The 16,280-nt window shown below is 55.8% G+C and carries 16 protein-coding genes, 2 tRNA genes and 1 pseudogene; 2 read left to right on the top strand and 17 right to left on the bottom strand.

The window, feature by feature from the left end; translation table 11 throughout:
* Positions 1–13: 13 nt before the first annotated feature.
* From EH164_RS08365 to EH164_RS22915, 4 genes and pseudogenes are all read right to left on the bottom strand, one after another.
* Positions 14–1,293: pseudogene (locus tag EH164_RS08365) on the bottom strand (tyrosine-type recombinase/integrase).
* Positions 1,294–1,463: 170 nt separating this feature from the next.
* Positions 1,464–1,539: transfer RNA gene (locus EH164_RS08360), tRNA-Asn, on the bottom strand.
* A gap of 80 nt (positions 1,540–1,619) precedes the next feature.
* The gene (locus EH164_RS08355; protein WP_124967905.1) at positions 1,620–3,107 is read right to left on the bottom strand and encodes an EmmdR/YeeO family multidrug/toxin efflux MATE transporter; all 1,488 of its coding nucleotides are present in this window, start codon (positions 3,105–3,107) and stop codon (positions 1,620–1,622) included.
* Entirely contained in the window at positions 3,107–3,265 is a 159-nt protein-coding gene (locus EH164_RS22915; RefSeq protein ID WP_219846320.1) for a DUF5951 family protein, read from the bottom strand. Before EH164_RS22915 ends, EH164_RS08355 begins: the two co-directional genes overlap by 1 nt.
* A gap of 5 nt (positions 3,266–3,270) precedes the next feature.
* Between EH164_RS22915 and EH164_RS08350 the strand changes: the two genes are divergently transcribed.
* Positions 3,271–3,346 (top strand) — tRNA-Asn (locus EH164_RS08350).
* Between the two features lie 59 nt (positions 3,347–3,405).
* Here EH164_RS08350 and EH164_RS08345 read toward each other — a convergent pair.
* The 7 genes from EH164_RS08345 to fusA form a co-directional block, all read right to left on the bottom strand.
* Positions 3,406–4,470 (bottom strand): class I mannose-6-phosphate isomerase, encoded by a 1,065-nt coding sequence (locus tag EH164_RS08345; protein WP_124967904.1) that lies wholly within the window; start codon positions 4,468–4,470, stop codon positions 3,406–3,408.
* Positions 4,471–4,486: 16 nt separating this feature from the next.
* Entirely contained in the window at positions 4,487–5,344 is an 858-nt protein-coding gene (locus EH164_RS08340) for a glucose 1-dehydrogenase (RefSeq protein WP_124967903.1), read from the bottom strand.
* A 367-nt stretch (positions 5,345–5,711) separates the two neighbouring features.
* A complete protein-coding gene (locus EH164_RS08335; RefSeq protein ID WP_124967902.1) occupies positions 5,712–6,737 on the bottom strand; it encodes an LLM class flavin-dependent oxidoreductase in 1,026 nt (341 codons plus the stop codon).
* Positions 6,738–6,859: 122 nt separating this feature from the next.
* A complete protein-coding gene (gene ldtA / locus EH164_RS08330) occupies positions 6,860–7,816 on the bottom strand; it encodes a L,D-transpeptidase (RefSeq protein WP_124971353.1) in 957 nt (318 codons plus the stop codon).
* 63 nt (positions 7,817–7,879) lie between these two features.
* Positions 7,880–8,182, bottom strand: coding sequence for a helix-turn-helix domain-containing protein (locus EH164_RS08325; protein WP_042717293.1), 303 nt, complete (start codon positions 8,180–8,182; stop codon positions 7,880–7,882).
* On the bottom strand, positions 8,175–8,540 hold the full coding sequence (locus EH164_RS08320; RefSeq protein ID WP_124967901.1) for a type II toxin-antitoxin system RelE/ParE family toxin: 366 nt from the start codon (positions 8,538–8,540) through the stop codon (positions 8,175–8,177). Before EH164_RS08320 ends, EH164_RS08325 begins: the two co-directional genes overlap by 8 nt.
* A 241-nt stretch (positions 8,541–8,781) precedes the next feature.
* Positions 8,782–10,884: an elongation factor G gene (gene fusA, locus EH164_RS08315; protein ID WP_124967900.1), complete on the bottom strand. Its 2,103-nt coding sequence runs from the start codon at positions 10,882–10,884 to the stop codon at positions 8,782–8,784.
* Positions 10,885–11,102: 218 nt separating this feature from the next.
* Here fusA and EH164_RS08310 point away from each other — a divergent pair, with 218 nt between their 5' ends.
* A complete protein-coding gene (locus tag EH164_RS08310; RefSeq protein ID WP_023479098.1) occupies positions 11,103–11,414 on the top strand; it encodes a helix-turn-helix transcriptional regulator in 312 nt (103 codons plus the stop codon).
* A gap of 100 nt (positions 11,415–11,514) precedes the next feature.
* On the opposite strand, the gene cobT is transcribed toward EH164_RS08310, so the two are convergent.
* The 6 genes from cobT to sbmC form a co-directional block, all read right to left on the bottom strand.
* Positions 11,515–12,570, bottom strand: coding sequence for a nicotinate-nucleotide--dimethylbenzimidazole phosphoribosyltransferase (cobT, locus tag EH164_RS08305; RefSeq protein ID WP_124967899.1), 1,056 nt, complete (start codon positions 12,568–12,570; stop codon positions 11,515–11,517).
* Between the two features lie 19 nt (positions 12,571–12,589).
* Positions 12,590–13,330 (bottom strand): adenosylcobinamide-GDP ribazoletransferase, encoded by a 741-nt coding sequence (cobS, locus tag EH164_RS08300; RefSeq protein ID WP_124967898.1) that lies wholly within the window; start codon positions 13,328–13,330, stop codon positions 12,590–12,592.
* Entirely contained in the window at positions 13,327–13,872 is a 546-nt protein-coding gene (gene cobU / locus EH164_RS08295) for a bifunctional adenosylcobinamide kinase/adenosylcobinamide-phosphate guanylyltransferase (protein WP_023479092.1), read from the bottom strand. Before cobU ends, cobS begins: the two co-directional genes overlap by 4 nt.
* Positions 13,873–14,051: 179 nt before the next feature.
* Positions 14,052–14,387 (bottom strand): DUF496 family protein, encoded by a 336-nt coding sequence (locus tag EH164_RS08290; RefSeq protein ID WP_023479096.1) that lies wholly within the window; start codon positions 14,385–14,387, stop codon positions 14,052–14,054.
* Positions 14,388–14,553: 166 nt separating this feature from the next.
* On the bottom strand, positions 14,554–15,612 hold the full coding sequence (locus tag EH164_RS08285; protein WP_023479166.1) for an FUSC family protein: 1,059 nt from the start codon (positions 15,610–15,612) through the stop codon (positions 14,554–14,556).
* Positions 15,613–15,736: 124 nt separating this feature from the next.
* Positions 15,737–16,210 carry a DNA gyrase inhibitor SbmC gene (gene sbmC, locus EH164_RS08280; RefSeq protein WP_124967897.1) on the bottom strand — a complete coding sequence of 158 codons (474 nt, stop codon included), beginning with the start codon at positions 16,208–16,210 and terminating at the stop codon, positions 15,737–15,739.
* Positions 16,211–16,280: the final 70 nt, after the last annotated feature.

Raw genomic sequence — 16,280 nt, 5'->3', positions numbered from 1 at the left:
GCATTCGTTCAATTTATCTATTATGCGCAAACTCAAACGGCCTGACCATATCTTCACTTACGGTTGGCATCCAGAAAAGTAGCCCACCATTGCAGCATTAAGCAACGTTGTTCAAGATGCCCGACCTTATGGGTATAGGCAGCGCAGACATTGTTCTTTTCCATATGGCTCCTTTGAAATTCAAGCACATCTTCTGACAAGATACCTGCTTCCATTAACTCGCTAAATGCCAGAGCACGAAAAGCATGACTATAGAGGTCGCTTTTGGTGTCACAATCATTTTACGTAGTGCTTTTTTGATGGTGTTTTCACTCATCGACTTCATCGCCTAATAGCATCCCGTAAAGATAAAAGTATATTTACCACTCACGTCGTAGGTAAGTGTCTTTATCTCTTCTAGAATAGTCAGTGCCTGCTTGCATAATGGGACCTAAATTTTCCTGCGCATTTTTGCACCACGACCTGAATGTTTTATCATTTCTATAACTTCACGTTGTTCCGCGATAACCCACAAGGCGCTTTTAAAATTGATTGCTAACCAACGAGCAAAGCGGAGTTCACTGGCACGGACAAACTTCAAAAGGTTGAGCGTTATAGTCAGTACTGTGAGCCTACTCCGTCCCTGATAACCATCAATACGTTTTAGTAAGGCTGGTATATCTTCCAGTTCAATAGCAGGACGATGCTCAATCTGAGGTTTCTTAACGGCACTTTCCAGATTGTAAGCAGGGTTAAAGCAGATGATCTTTTGCTGAATAGAATATCGCAGGATTGCGGTAACGTACTGGTTTACCCGTGTAGCTATTTCGAGGTAATAGAGTATCTCAATCTTCTTGATTGGAACTAACAGATCACATTTGCCTGACTCACCGATATCTTTGTTGTCGATATCAGGAAACAGGCATGTTTCAAGACAAGTGCAGACCGGGCGCAAATAGTCCCCTGACAAGTTTGTTTTGGTTGCAAACCAGCTTTTGGCAACAATTTTGAAAGCCCGTATATTGTTACGCTTTTCCAGTGTGGTTTTGTTGCCAGACTGTTTTTTAGCGCTGGGATCAATTCTGGGCGCTAATAGCTTTTTGGCTTCGTCGCGGCGCTGTCTGGCGTCAGCAAGAGTAACTGAGGGGTAGACACTAATGGAAAACATTTGCTGTTTGTCCTCGAAGCGCTAACCCAGTTGTCAGTATTTTGAGCCATTAGGATGTACTAGCAGGTAAAGGCCGAAGCCGCCAGTGAGCTAATCGACTTTTCGGAAGGCTTTGCATTTTTTACTTTGGTATCAGTAAGTGGGATGACGGTTTCCTCTGATTGCTGGTAAAGAGAAAATCGAACCAGCTTTACCAGCAAATGAAGATGTAGCTTCGAGTGTTTTTTAGTGGACTAAGTGTAGACATAGGAAAAGGAATAACCAATTGACAGAAAGCAAAAAGCCAGACGTCAGTAGACATCTGGCTTCTTAAATTTGGCTCCTCTGACTGGACTCGAACCAGTGACATACGGATTAACAGTCCGCCGTTCTACCGACTGAACTACAGAGGAATCGTGTGAACGGGGCGAATATTAGCGGTGCCCCTGCGCTATGTCAAAGCCTGATTTCACATTTTGGCGCGTTTGCCGAATTATTCTCCATTCTGTGCGGAAATGACCCGTTCCGTCGGCGTTTTCTGTGGCTTCGGATACTTCCACAGCCAGCGGCCGCTGACCATTCGCCAGTAGAAGAGCGCGCCGCGCACCGCCCAGTCAAGGAACATCCCCAGCCAGACGCCGACCACGCCCATGCCTAATACGATACCAAGCGTATAACCTGCCACGACGCGACAGCCCCACATGCCGAGCATTGACACCCACATCGCGAAACGCGCATCGCGTGCGCCTTTCAGCCCGGCAGGCAGCACCCATGACGCAGCCCAGATTGGCATAAATGCGGCGTTAAGCCATAAAAGCACCTTAACGACCTCTTTTACATCCTCTTCGTGGGTATAAAACGCGGCGAACCAGCCGGCAAACGGCGCGGTTCCCCAGGCAATCGCTGTCAATAACAGCGTTGAGAGCCAGAACACATGGCGCAGCTGCCGTTCAGCCTGGGCAATCTGCCCTTTACCGAGGCGTTTACCGGTAATAATCGTCGAGGCTGAGCCCAGCGCGTTACCAGGCAGGTTAATTAGTGCCGCTACCGAGAAGGCGATAAAGTTCCCGGCAATCACGTTGGTGCCCATTCCTGCGACGAACATCTGCGTCAACAGCTTACCGCCGTTAAACAGTACTGATTCGATACTGGCCGGAATGCCGATACCCATCACTTCCCAGATAATGTTGAAGTTCAGCTTCTCAACATAACTTTTGAGCGGGATGCGCAGCGACGGGTTAAAGCCAATCATCAGCACCCAGATAATCGCCACCGCGCCAATATAGCGCGAAATGGTCAATCCAAGACCGGCACCGGCGAAGCCCATTCCCGGCCAGCCAAAAGCACCGTAGATCAGCGCGCTACTGATGATGATATTAAGAATGTTCATGCCGCCATTAATCAGCAGCGGGATTTTCGTGTTCCCTGCGCCGCGCAGCGCGCCGCTGCCAATCAGCGCAATCGCCGCCGCCGGGTAGCTCAACACCGTTAACTCAAGGTAGGTAAGCGCCAGATCTTTCACCGGCTGGGTTGCCGCCCCGGCAATAACATCGATAATTTCACGGCCGAAGTAGTGGATCACCGCCGCCAGCACGATGGCGAACAGTGTCATAATCATCAGCGATTGCCGCGTTGCCGACCTCGCCCGCTCGGCGTCGAGTTTACCGAGGCTGAAGGCCACCACCACGGTGGTGCCGAGATCGATAGCGGCAAAAAAGGCCATTACCACCATGTTAAAGCTGTCGGCAAGGCCCACGCCCGCCATCGCCTCTTTGCCCAGCCAGCTCACGAGGAATGTGCTGAGCACGCCCATCATCAGCACACAGGTGTTTTCGAGGAAGATCGGCACCGCAAGCGGGGTGATTTCCCGCCAGAAAAGTACACGGTAGCTTTTACGCTTTCTATACCAGGGGGTACGCATGACGGCCTGGCGAAGGGGGGTGACGACGTTCAAAATAGTCCTTGCCGTAAAAGATGAAATTACATTTCAAATGATGGGGGAGAAATGGTGATCCTGCAAAGCAATTCAGCATAAATTGGTGTCAATACATGCAAATCGCTGATGGAATCAGCAGTTGACTCCCCTCCCCTGAAATGGGGTTTGACAAAAGATTTTTCGCCGCTAAGATAAGCCTCCACACGATTCCTCTGTAGTTCAGTCGGTAGAACGGCGGACTGTTAATCCGTATGTCACTGGTTCGAGTCCAGTCAGAGGAGCCACATTTAAGAAGCCCGCTCAGGGAAACCCGAGCGGGCTTTTTGCATTCTGCCTGACTTAGTTAACGCAGTTGCCCATCTATATCGCCCAGCGCCGCAATCTGATCTTCACGGTAGCCCGCTGCGCGCAGCGGTTGCAGCACATCAACCATCAGATCCGGCACGTAGCCGATCAGCACCTCACCCGCATCACGCAGAGTGACCTCATCCAGCGCAGCGGGCAGCAGCAGCGATGCAGCCCTGCCAACCGGGACACTCACGCCGTTTGCCTCCACGGTTAATGGCGCACCGAGGTTAGTGAGAATACGCGCGCTGTTGAAATGAAAACGTTGCGGCTGGCTGAACGACCAGCGCTCCAGCGCAAAGTAGGGCCCGGCGCAGCAGAAGAGCCGCTTCAGGTCTGGCGCTTCAAGCATAAGGCCTGGCTGCGGCTCACAGCGCAGTTCCGGGCGCAGCTCCTGTAACAGCGCATCAATATTACGCTCCCACTCCTGCTGGCTCAGGCGCGAGCCATCCTCCATGCGCCACGGCATGGCGTGCTGCTGGATATCCGAGGTCTGCTCGATTTCATAAATCAGCGTATCGGGGCCGAAACTGTGCAGCATGCCGCCAGGTACGTAAAAAGTATCCCCCGCTTTGACAGGCACCCGGTGCATCACCGCATCGTAATCCTCGGCCAGCAGCGCCGCCTTCAGCCGCGCATTATCAACGCCCTCGCGCACGCCGAGCAGACAGGTCGCGTTTTCCGCCGCCCACAAAATGTACCAGGCTTCGGTTTTACCGTTCGGCTGCTGCTCAAGGGCCTGCGCGACTTTATCATTGGCATGCAGATGCACCGGCAGCATTCCGCTGCCGTCGATGAACTTGCTCAGCAGCGGAAAGTACGGGCCACGCCAGCCGGGTGCCACCATCTCATCGGGATAGCGCTCCACCAGCTCACGCAGGCTGCAACCTGCATATTCACCGTTGACTACCGAGGCGATCATGCCGTCAACGTCGCTGATCTCCCAGGTCTCCGCGATGCGTGAATCGGGCAGATCCGCTTTGCCCAACTGCTGCTTAATGCGTTGCCCGCCGAAGATATGCGTGGCAACTGGCACACTGAGTGCCAGAGGATAAGCCTTCATCACGCCTCCTTGAGTGTCAGATAACCGCGACGCCACCAGTGACGGCAATGGTCGCACCAGAGATATAGCTCGCTTCATCGCTGGCTAACATCACATAGGACGAGGCGAGTTCTGCGGGTTGACCCATGCGCGCAAGCGGGACTTCACTGCCGAAGCTCTCAACTTGTTCAGGCGGCATGGTCGCCGGGATAAGCGGCGTCCAGATGGGGCCAGGCGCAACGGCGTTTGAACGAATGCCTTTTTCAGCCAGCAGCGCAGCGAGGCTACCAGAGAAGTTGATAATCGCCGCTTTGGTTGCGGAGTAAGCAATCAGTTTCGGCTTCGGCTGATCGGCATTTACCGAGGCCGTGTTGATGATCGACCCGCCCGCTGGCATATGCGGCACCGCCGCCTTGCAGATATAGAACATGGCGTAGAGATTGGTTTTCATGGTGCGGTCGAATTCGTCATCGCTGATCTCATCAAGCGACTCGCGCGTCATCTGGTAGGCAGCGTTATTTACCACGATGTCGATCTTGCCGAAACGCTCCACCGTCTGCGCCACAATATTGCGGCAATGTTCCGCATTCGTGATGTCGCCCGCAATCAAGACGGCTTTCTGCCCTGCCTTTTCAACCCATTGTGCGGTGTCTTTCGCATCATCATGCTCATCGAGATAGGAGATCACCACGTCTGCGCCTTCGCGGGCATAGGCGATGGCAACAGCCCGGCCGATGCCGGAGTCGCCGCCGGTAATAATGGCGGTTTTGCCTTTAAGGCGACCCGAACCCTGATAATCCGCTTCACCGTGATCGGGTTTCGGTTCCATCTGTAAAAAACTGCCGGGCCACTGTTGTTGTTGCGCGTGCTGAGGATTTTGTGGACGGTCTGTCATACCTTATCTCCTTGTGTGGGGGCGAAACCGCCTGCAAAAACGAAGCGTTTCACCGCGCGGAAATGACGTTATGTCGTTACCGATAACGCCAATAAGTGTAGCAGTCGTCACAAAATCGCAAGGGAGATAACCCTGAGTAACAGTTTGAGTGGAAAGCATTTCAAGCGAAGCGGGGAGGAATATGGCGTCTTATACGAGACAAAACGCGTAATACGCTGCTTTTTAACTGGCTGAAAAAGCGAAGAGCGAGAAAGAGGTATATTTATATTTAAATCAATAATATGGAAAAGCGTTTACCGCTATTTCATCTTTCTGTAATGCGGTAAAATAACGCCCTGCCGGCACGCGTGCGGCAAGGCGCGTTTACTTAGCTGCGCCAGCCCATCGCAGGCGCAACATGTTTCAAAATTGATTCAATAACGTGGGCGTTATAGTCAACGCCAAGCTGGTTCGGCACCGTCAGTAACAGGGTGTCCGCCTCGGCGATCGCTTCGTCTCGCTTAAGTTGTTCAACCAATTTGTCCGGCTCTGCGGCATAGCTACGACCGAAAATCGCCCGTGTCTTCTCATCAAGAAAACCGATTTTGTCATCATCGTCGCGGCTACCGCCAAAGTAGGCGCGGTCGCGGTCGTTCATCAGGGCAAAGATGCTGCGGCTAACGGAGACGCGCGGTGTCCGCGTATGACCGGCGGCTTTCCACGCCTCCCGGTAGGCGCGGATCTGCTGCGCCTGCTGAATGTGGAACGGCTCGCCCGTTTCGTCATCTTTCAGCGTCGAACTTTGCAGATTCATCCCCAGTTTCGCCGCCCACACCGCGGTGGCATTGGAGCCTGCGCCCCACCAGATGCGCTCGCGCAAACCTTCTGCGTAAGGCTCCAGGCGCAGCAAACCCGGCGGATTGGGGAACATCGGTTGCGGGTTGGGTTTAGCAAACCCTTCGCCGCGCAGCGCATCAAGCAGCACTTCGGTGTGACGTCGCGCCATATCGGACTCATTTTCGCCCTCGGCGGGCTGGTAGCCGAAATAGCGCCAGCCATCAATCACCTGCTCCGGCGAGCCGCGGCTGATGCCAAGCTGCAAACGACCACCGGCAATCAAATCCGCCGCGCTGGCGCTCTCCGCCATATAGAGCGGGTTTTCATAACGCATATCGATCACGCCGGTACCAATTTCAATGCGGCTGGTTTTCGCGCCAACGGCGGCGAGCAGCGGAAACGGCGAGGCGAGCTGGCGGGCGAAATGGTGCACCCGGAAGTAAGCGCCGTCTGCGCCCAGCTCTTCTGCGGCGACCGCCAGATCGATTGATTGCAGCAGCGCGTCAGCCGCGGAGCGGGTGCCGGACTGCGGCGAGGGGGTCCAGTGACCAAATGATAAAAAACCGATCTTTTTCATGGCGTCGTCGTCCTTCGTTCAGGAAATCGTAAGTGCCCCTACTCTACGCTTTACGCCATAAGAAGAAATAACATTGATTTAACAATAACATTCAAATTAATTGAGCAAGTGCCTGCCCGCTTTTACATCCGCTCATTGCCTCGCATTTCGCTATTGTTGACAGCTGGCGCGCCGATTTTTACCGGCATACCTGAACGTCTCTCCAGCGCCATCGTTACCTGGCTTGCATCCGCGCCCGCCTCTTTGACGATTCTGCTGAGTACTGGCGTAGCGGGCAGCGGCACTTTTGCCGTCGATTCAAACTCTGCGCGGTTGCGCGACAGCGGCTCGTGCACTTCGACCCAGTTGCTGCCGTCCGGCTCGCGGCTCACTTTCACCGGCTCATCGATAATCTGCACACGGGTGCCGACCGGCACGTTATCAAACAGATATTTAATGTCCTGATTGCGCAGGCGGATACAGCCCTGGCTGACGCGCAGGCCGATGCCGAAATCTGCATTGGTACCATGAATGGCATACAGCTTACCGATATAGATGGCGTATAGCCCCATCGGGTTATCTGGCCCGGCTGGCACAAAGGCCGGCAGGGTTTTGCCCTCATCGGCGTACGCTTTGCGGGTGTTGGCCGTCGGTGTCCAGGTAGGACCCGCCTGTTTACGCTCAACGGCAGTCACCCAGTTACGCGGCGTTTCGCGTCCGGCCTGGCCGATACCAATCGGCAGGATCACAACGGTACTGCTCTCTTTTGGATAGTAATAGAGCCGCATTTCCGCGACGTTAACGACAATGCCTTCCCGCACGGTGGCTGGCAGGATGATCTGCTGCGGGATCACCAGCTGTGAACCGGCTTTTGGCAGATAGGGGTCAGCGTCGGGGTTGGCTTCCAGCATATTGCTTAGCCCCTGGCTATATTTCGCAGCAAAGGCTTCCAGCGGAAAGGTGTTGCCCTGCGGCACGGTGATGGTTTGCGGGCTACCCACCAGCTGGCTACCTTCCGGCGGCAACGGATAAGTGACCGCCAGCGCAGGCCGGGCTGACAATAACAGCAGAGAAGCGCAAAGCAGTGTGACAGGACGCAACATAACCTTTCCTCAGGCGCAGCGGATGTCTGCTAATGATAGTCGGCTTCCTGGGATCTGCTGTCAGAGCGCGAAACCATAATGGGAGCCGTCGGGCAACTCGATATCGATGCGCAGCTTGCTCCCCGTCGCCTCGACGTAGCGTTTCAGCGTCGATAACTTAATATCTCTCCCCTGCTTCTCCATCACAGCCACGGTGGGCTGCTTAAGCCCCAGCTCCTGCGCCATTTCGTTCTGCGTTTTTTGCACGCGCTCGCGCAGCTCAGCAAGGTGAATATTAAGCAGCATCTCCTGCGCCAGGGTTTGCGCCTTCGCGACAACCTCAGGTGTCTGTTCGGCAATTAATTGCTCGAGTGTTTTACTCATTGCATTCACTCCTTTTGTCGTTCTTCTGCAGATGCAGCGTAAACTCACGATCAGCGACAGGGATCATCACCTCGTAAAAACGCTTGTCATAACCCGCCTTGTTTCCTGCACAGAGCAGAATCCCTTTGCGGGAGGGATCGAAGGCGAAAAATATGCGTAACGGCTGGCCATTGCTCTGCACACGCAGCTCTTTCATATTGGGATAGCGAGAACCTTTTACCGTATCGGCGTAGGGCCTCGGCAACAGCGGGCCTTTTACCTTGAGCACCATCAGGCCCGCCAGCACGCTGGCGCGTTCGCGCTCACCCAGTGTAAAAAACCACTCATCAAACGTTTCTGTCATTTCAACCTGCCACACACTTCACCCCGCCAATATAGATCAGTTGCTATATAGATTCAAAACTATATCGACATCTTGCCTTGATGAAATTGCTTTCTCCTGCCCAAAAAAGCAGTCTGGAAGCGCGCTTCCAGACTTTCGGTGAAAAACAGCAGCGGGAAAAAAAGGTTGCGAAGCCGCGCAAAGAACAACTCCACTGCACAACAATTGAGCATAAAAAAACCCCGCCGAAGCGGGGTTTGAAGTGACGAGTTAAAACTTATCCTTTACTGCGGCTGGCGATAATCTCCTCTGCCACATTGCGCGGCGCTTCCGCGTAGTGATGGAACTCCATGCTGTAGGTTGCACGCCCCTGCGACATCGATCGCAGCGTAGTGGCATAGCCAAACATCTCCGCTAGCGGTACGTCGGCGCGGATGATCTGGCTACCAAAACGCTCCTCCATACCCTGCACCATGCCGCGCCGCGAGGAGAGATCGCCCATAATATTCCCGGCGTACTCCTCCGGCGTCTCCACTTCAACGTGCATCACCGGTTCAAGGATCGCCGGATCTGCGCGGCGCGCGCCCTCTTTAAAGCCAAAGATCGCCGCCATGCGGAAGGCCATCTCCGAAGAGTCGACATCGTGATAGGAGCCGAAAGTCAGCGTCGCTTTCACATCCACCACCGGGTAGCCCGCCAGCACGCCGCTGTTCATTGCTTCGCGCACCCCTTTTTCAACGGAGGGGATATACTCGCGCGGCACCACACCGCCTTTGGTCGCATCCTCAAACACAAAGCCGCTTCCCGCCGCCAGCGGCTCCAGCGTCAGCACCACATGGCCATACTGCCCTTTACCGCCGGACTGGCGCACAAACTTGCCTTCAATCTCTTTAACAGTTTTGCGCAGCGTTTCGCGATAAGTTACCTGCGGGCGACCGATATTCGCTTCCACGCCGAATTCGCGTTTCATGCGGTCAACAATGATCTCCAGATGCAGCTCCCCCATCCCGGAGATGATGGTTTGCCCGGACTCTTCATCCGTATGCAGGCGGAATGACGGATCTTCCGCCGCCAGCCGCTGCAGCGCGATGCCCATTTTCTCCTGATCCGCTTTGGTCTTCGGCTCAATGGCGAGCGAGATCACCGGCTCCGGGAACTCCATGCGCTCAAGCGTAATCACCTTGTCCGGATCGCTGAGCGTGTCACCGGTGGTGACATCTTTTAACCCGACACAGGCGGCGATATCCCCCGCGCGCAGCTCATCCACTTCATGCCGGTCATTGGCATGCATCTGCACAATACGCCCGATGCGCTCTTTTTTGCCTTTCACCGGGTTATAGACCGCATCGCCTTTTTTCAGCACGCCCGAGTAGACGCGAATAAAGGTCAGCTGACCAACGTAGGGGTCGGTCATCAGTTTGAAGGCGAGCGCCGAGAAGGGCTCGTCATCATTCGCATGACGTTCCGCCGGCTGGCCTTTTTCATCCACGCCCTGAATCGCCGGAATATCGAGCGGCGAGGGCATCAGCTCAACCACCGCGTCGAGCATGCGCTGCACACCTTTGTTTTTGAATGCACTACCGCACAGCATCGGCTGGATTTCACCGGCGATGGTGCGCTGACGCAGACCGGCAATGATTTCAGCTTCATCCAGCTCACCGGTTTCGAGGTATTTATCCATCAACGCCTCATTCGCTTCCGCTGCCGCAGAGACCATTTTTTCGCGCCACTCTTGCGCGGTTGCCAGCAACGCCTCCGGCACCGGGGCATAGCTAAAGGACATGCCCTGCGTGGCATCATCCCAGATGATTTCGCGCATTTTGATCAGATCGATAACCCCCTTGAAGTGCTCTTCGGCACCAATCGGGATGACAATCGGCACCGGGTTGGCTTTCAGGCGGTCAATCATCATCTGCACCACGCGGAAGAAGTCTGCGCCGGGGCGGTCCATTTTGTTCACGAAGGCGAGGCGCGGAACGTGATATTTATTGGCCTGGCGCCAGACGGTTTCCGACTGCGGCTGCACGCCGCCCACCGAGTCGTAGACCATCACCGCGCCGTCCAGCACGCGCATCGAGCGCTCTACTTCGATGGTGAAATCGACGTGCCCGGGGGTGTCGATAATATTGATGCGGTGCGGTTCAAAATTGCGATCCATACCGGGCCAGAAGCAGCTTACCGCTGCGGAGGTAATGGTAATGCCGCGCTCCTGCTCCTGCGCCATCCAGTCGGTGGTTGCCGCGCCATCGTGTACTTCCCCCAGCTTATGGCTCATCCCGGTGTAAAACAGAATGCGCTCGGTGGTGGTGGTTTTACCGGCATCGATATGCGCGGAGATACCGATGTTGCGATAACGTTCGAGAGGAATGGGTCGGGGCATGATGCGTCCTTAGTCTGTTGACTGTTAGTTGGCGGCCCGAATAAGCCGCAGAGGTTTAACGGCGTTTAGCATAGTACAACTGTACGAGTATATTCGAACTATTTTCACTATTCTTTCGATTGGTGAATCCGGGGTAGCGGTCGTGGTGTTAAACAGGCAGTTTGCGTATAGTAGCGCCGCTGAGTCAGCCGCAGCCCCATCGTTAATACAGGAAAAGTATGATCGCTAACCACCCAGAACGTGAGCAGTTTCGCCTGGAAAATGTGCTTTTTGCGCTCGGCAACCCGCTGCGGCTGGCCATCATCAGGCGCCTGGCCGACGGCAGTGAAATGAGCTGCAACACGCTGCGTCCGCAGGAGGTGGCGAAATCGACTATGACCCATCACTGGCGCGTGCTGCGCGACAGCGGCGTGGTGTGGCAGCGCCCGCAGGGGCGGGAGAATATGATTTCACTGCGCCGTGAAGATCTGGATATCTGTTTTCCCGGCTTGCTGGATACGCTGTTGCAGGTGATGCAGCAGGCCGAGTAGTGGCGTTTTGCCGGATGGCGCTGCGCTTATCCGGCCTACAAAGCAGCATGCATTCGGTTTGCGTAGGCCGGATAAGGCGTTAGCCGCCATCCGGCAACCTTCACTGCGCCGGCAACACAATATTGCTTCCCGCCAGCGTCCCCATCTGGTTGTAAATCGCACAAGCGGCGTCCACCAGCGGCATTGCCAGCGCCGCACCGCTGCCCTCGCCTAAACGCATCTCCATCGAGAGATAAGGCTCAAGACCGAGCGCTGCAAGAGCAATACGCGCCCCTTTTTCGGCGGAGAGATGCGAGGGAATCAGATAAGTTTTCACCTGCGGCGCTATCCGGCACGCCGCCAGCGCAGAGGCGTAAGAGAGAAAACCATCCAGCACCACCGGCAGCCCGCAGGAGGCCGCACCGAGCATCACGCCGGTCATCCCGAGCAGATCGTAGCCACCCACTTTTGCCAGCACATCCAGCCCGTCTGTCGCATCCGGCTGATTAACGGCAAGCGCCCTGCTCACCACCTGCACTTTGTGATTCCATAATGATTCCGGCAGATTGGCACCGAGACCGACTACTGCCTCTGGCGCACTCCCGGTTAGCACGCTGACAACCGCTGCGGCTGGCGTGGTGTTGGCCATTCCCAGCTCGCCAACGCCAAACAGCTTCACCCCTTGCGCAGCAAGCTGGCGGGTATAACGCACTACTGAGAGCAACACCGCTTCCGCCTGTTCAGTGGTCATTGCCGGGCCGCTGGCGATATTCCCGCTGCCGCGCGCGACCTTCATAGTGATAAGCTCCGCAATCGGCTCCGCGTCAATCCCGACATCCAGCACATGCACCTTCGCCCCGGCCTGTGCCGCCAGCACGCACACGCCAGTGTTGGCCTGCACCATATTCGCCGCCTGAATGGCGGTCACGGCCTTCGGCGAGACCGTTACCCCTTCGTGCCAGACGCCATGATCGGCGCACAGCACAATCAGCGCTTTTTCATCGACCCGCAGTTTACCCTGAAGGCCGGGCATTCCCGCTAATTGAGCCGCCAGTGACTCGAGCCGCCCGAGGCTGCCAACCGGCTTAAGTAAACCATCGAGGTGCTGCCGGGCGCGCACCATCGCCGCCTCGTCAGGGGCCGGAATGAGATCTAATATCGTCGCTAATGTCTGCATTACGTCTCTCGTTAAGGGATCAGAGCAGCGCTAACAGGAAGATAACCTCGCCAAGCTCAATCGCCGCGCCGAGGGTGTCACCGGTCTGACCGCCAAGGGTGCGCTTGAGCAACCAGCCGAGCAGGTAAATCGCCACCATGGTGACCAGCAGCGCCAGCACGCCCTGCGCGCCGAGCAACGCTGCGGCTAACAGCGTGGTGATGATTAAGGTGATAAGGGTATCTTTGCCGGACACTTTGCCAATAAACAGATTGCCCAGCCCTTCGTCGCGGGCGTAGCGGTGTCCGAACATCAATAACACTGAGCAGCCGCGCCCGGCAGCGCAGGCCGCCGCCAGCGCCGCGATCATCGGCGTATCGCGCAATTGTAGCTCGCTGAGCACAAGGATTTTTGCCACCAGCACAAACACCAGTGCCAGCCCGCCGTGGGTGCCAAGACGGCTGTCGCGCATGATTTCCAGCATCCGCTCGCGTCGGCGGGCCGAGAAAACGCCATCGCAGGTGTCTGCCAGTCCATCGAGATGGAAACCGCCGGTCAGCAGCGCCAGCGCCAGCACGCTCAACAGTGCCGCCAGCGGCGCACCGCACCAGGCGTGCAAGACCATGAAAAGAAGACCGCTCAGGCCGCCGAGCAGCAGGCCGACCAGCGGAAAAGTGGTGATCCCACGCACATAATCCGCCCCATCCAGCCCCTGTACCCAACGGCCCGGTACCGGAATGCGGCTGATAAACGACAATGTGGCGAAGAACAACTTAATCATTTTATTTTCACTCCAATTCCCGAAACCACCAGCCAGACCTCATCGGCGGCCTGCGCCAGCCGCTGATTAACGCGCCCGGCAATATCACGAAAGTGCCGCGCCAGACGGTTTTCCGGCACGATCCCCATCCCTACTTCATTCGTTACCATCACCACCGGGGAGGGGCAGCCGTGGCAGGCAGCGATCAGGGCGTCGATCTCCTGCTGCACCTGCGCCTCCAGCGCGGCGTAATCCCAGCAATCGGCATCGTCGCTGCCGCCAAAGGCGAAGAGCAGATTAGTCACCAGCGTCGTGATGCACTCCAGCACGATCGCCTCATCCGGATCGTTGTGCGCGGTAATGATATTGCTTAACTGCTGCCAGCGCTCCTCCGTGCGCCAGTGCGCCGGGCGGCTCTGGCGATGATGGGCAATGCGCGCGGCCATCTCTTCATCAAAAATTTGCGCGGTAGCGATATACAACACCCGCGGCGCGGGGCTGACTAACGATTCGGCGTGGCGGCTTTTGCCGCTGCGCGCGCCGCCGGTGACAAGCGTTAACATGCGGACTCCTGATGATATTTTGAATGTCCTGATGTGCGATCTGCGCGGCGCATTTTATCACTCTGCAAACAGAGAAAGGCCTGGTTTTTATGGGTGATAAAGAAAAAAGGAGGAAGAAAAGTAGAAGGGGTGGAGAAAAAAGAGGACGGTGAGAGGCGATGCTCTCACCGCGCAGGCGCTTACTCGGCTTTGTGTTCGACCGACTTCAGTTCGCCCATGGTTTTCAGTTTTTTAGAGATTTCGCGGCGCTCTTTCGACAGCTCGGCGTTTTTGATGATGTAGTCATCAACGCGATCTTCGTAGTCGGTACGCATGCTGGCGATAATGCCCTGAATGGCTTCAACGCTCATGCCCGGCTTGATGTAGTCGCTAAGGTTGTCCAGCAGCAGAACGCGTTTCTGGTTATCACGGATCTTTTTCTCAACGTCCTGAATTTCGCGCTGCAGTTTGTTTTTGCGACGGAACAGACGCACAAATTCCAGAACGTCCTGGAATGAAGGCTTGGTTGTTTCCATTTTGACACCCCTGATTAATTGAGATTCGGATTCGTTAAGGCCATCACCTGAGAGGCAAACCTACCCAAAGCAGTGGCATATGACAATAAGTTTTCCTGCTGGCTATCATAACCGCAAATATAGCTGAATCGAAACAACCTGACACCCCGAGGCGGTTATTAGCCGTTTATTTGCGCAGCGCCCGGCAGATCAAATGTGATAACAACTCCAGCTGGCGCGCCAGCTCCATGCTGAGCCAGACATAGCCGTGAATGGAGGTTTCCGTCACCGCATCACCCTGATGTTCGCCAATCAACTGCCGCAGTTCAGCGACGATATCGTTAAGTTTTTCCGTATTCGCCAGGATCGGCTGCGGGTTGCCCTCATAGAGTGCGTGGGCGATGGTGAGCAGCGTCTGCTGCGTCATCTGCTGCGTCTCTTGCAGCGTGCTAGCGTTAATCATCACAAAGTGGCTGGCACGCGAACTCCAGTGGGCGTTGATTTGCAGCTCCAGCATGCAGACCATATTGCGGCTGACGGTCTGGATAGCCTCGAAGATCGCTTTCTGAATATGGGTCTCTTTGCAGGCGGGCGTAATCAGCCCGCGCATCTTCACCACGTCGTTGAGGATTTTTTGCAGATGTTTTTCCAGCCGTGGCCGCTCCACCAGGTTGCGGGAGAAGCCGCCCTGATAGACGCGGTTAAAGGCCGTGACGTAGTTCGCCATCTGAATGCGCCAGTGCAAAAAGGCGCGCTGCGGCCAGATGCCGGTAAAGAGCATGGCGAGGAGCGAACCGATAATTACATCGCCACCGCGCCACAGTGCCGTATGCATATCGCCGCTTGGCCCACCCACGACGACCGCAAGGGTGATACCAATCAGCAGCGCCTGGTAAGGTTTTTTGCCGAGCGCCAGCCAGCCGCAGAGAAACATGGCGGCGGCGCACCACAACAGCATCAGCGGCAGAGAGTAAAGCTCCAGTTTTAACGCCACCAGCCCCAGCACCGCACCGAAAATGGTGCCGCCGATGCGCTCAAAGGCGCGCGGCACCACGTTACCCCAGAAGGAGATTGGCCCCATCAGCACCACCAGCGTAATCAACGGCCAGGTACCCTCCGGCACATTGAGCAGGCGGATAAGCAAAAAGGTAAGGATAAACGCCAGCGCGATGCGCACGCCGTGCACCACGCGGTAGTGGCGATAGAGTCGAATTTCAAACGGGCTGAGGGATTTATCGCGACGCACAGCCAGGCTCCGGGTTAAAAAGAGAGGCGCAATTGTAGCGGTATTTTTTCGCACCGATGCCCTGTCAGGACAAAAAAAGAGGCCGCCAGCATCACTCTCACGGCCTTTTTTGCCCTGCCCTGCTTTAGTGGGCGTTCGGCTCGACGGGGATATACATTTCGATATCCCAGAAACCGTCGCCCTTGCCATCGTTCTGGTAGATCTCAAAACAGGGACCGGCACCAATCTGCACCGAGGTGTCACCCAACAGCTCGTCAAAAAAGAGATTCCAGCTGCCTTCAAAATCTTCGTTGTAGACCCGCGCGCTCATCACCGCGTAGTGGCCGCCGGGAATGTCAGTGGTAATCACGCCCGCGCTGTTAACAGGCACCTGGAAGTCACGCTCAACGGTGATGGCGACATCGCAGCGCAGCTTTTCCGGGGGCACTTCATCCGGGTTATCGTAATAGACGCTGACCCATTCCAGCGGCTGGATCTGATTATGCTCGACCCACAGCAATAACTGCTGGAAGCCCTGCTTCACTGTCTCTTCCCACGGCCCCACCAGATGAAACCCGGCGATACGGCGCTGCTCTGATTGCGTAATGTTGTAGCCCATCGTGACCTCCTGCGCGTTACTGTTTGTCTGTACAGTATATCTACCCGGCGACCATCAGGCTTGCCGCACG

The sequence above is a fragment of the Kosakonia sp. CCTCC M2018092 genome, from assembly GCF_003864115.1.
Lineage (GTDB): Bacteria > Pseudomonadota > Gammaproteobacteria > Enterobacterales > Enterobacteriaceae > Kosakonia > Kosakonia cowanii.
The sequence above is the reverse complement of the archived record's forward strand: the minus strand, read 5'-3'. Positions and strand labels throughout refer to the sequence as shown.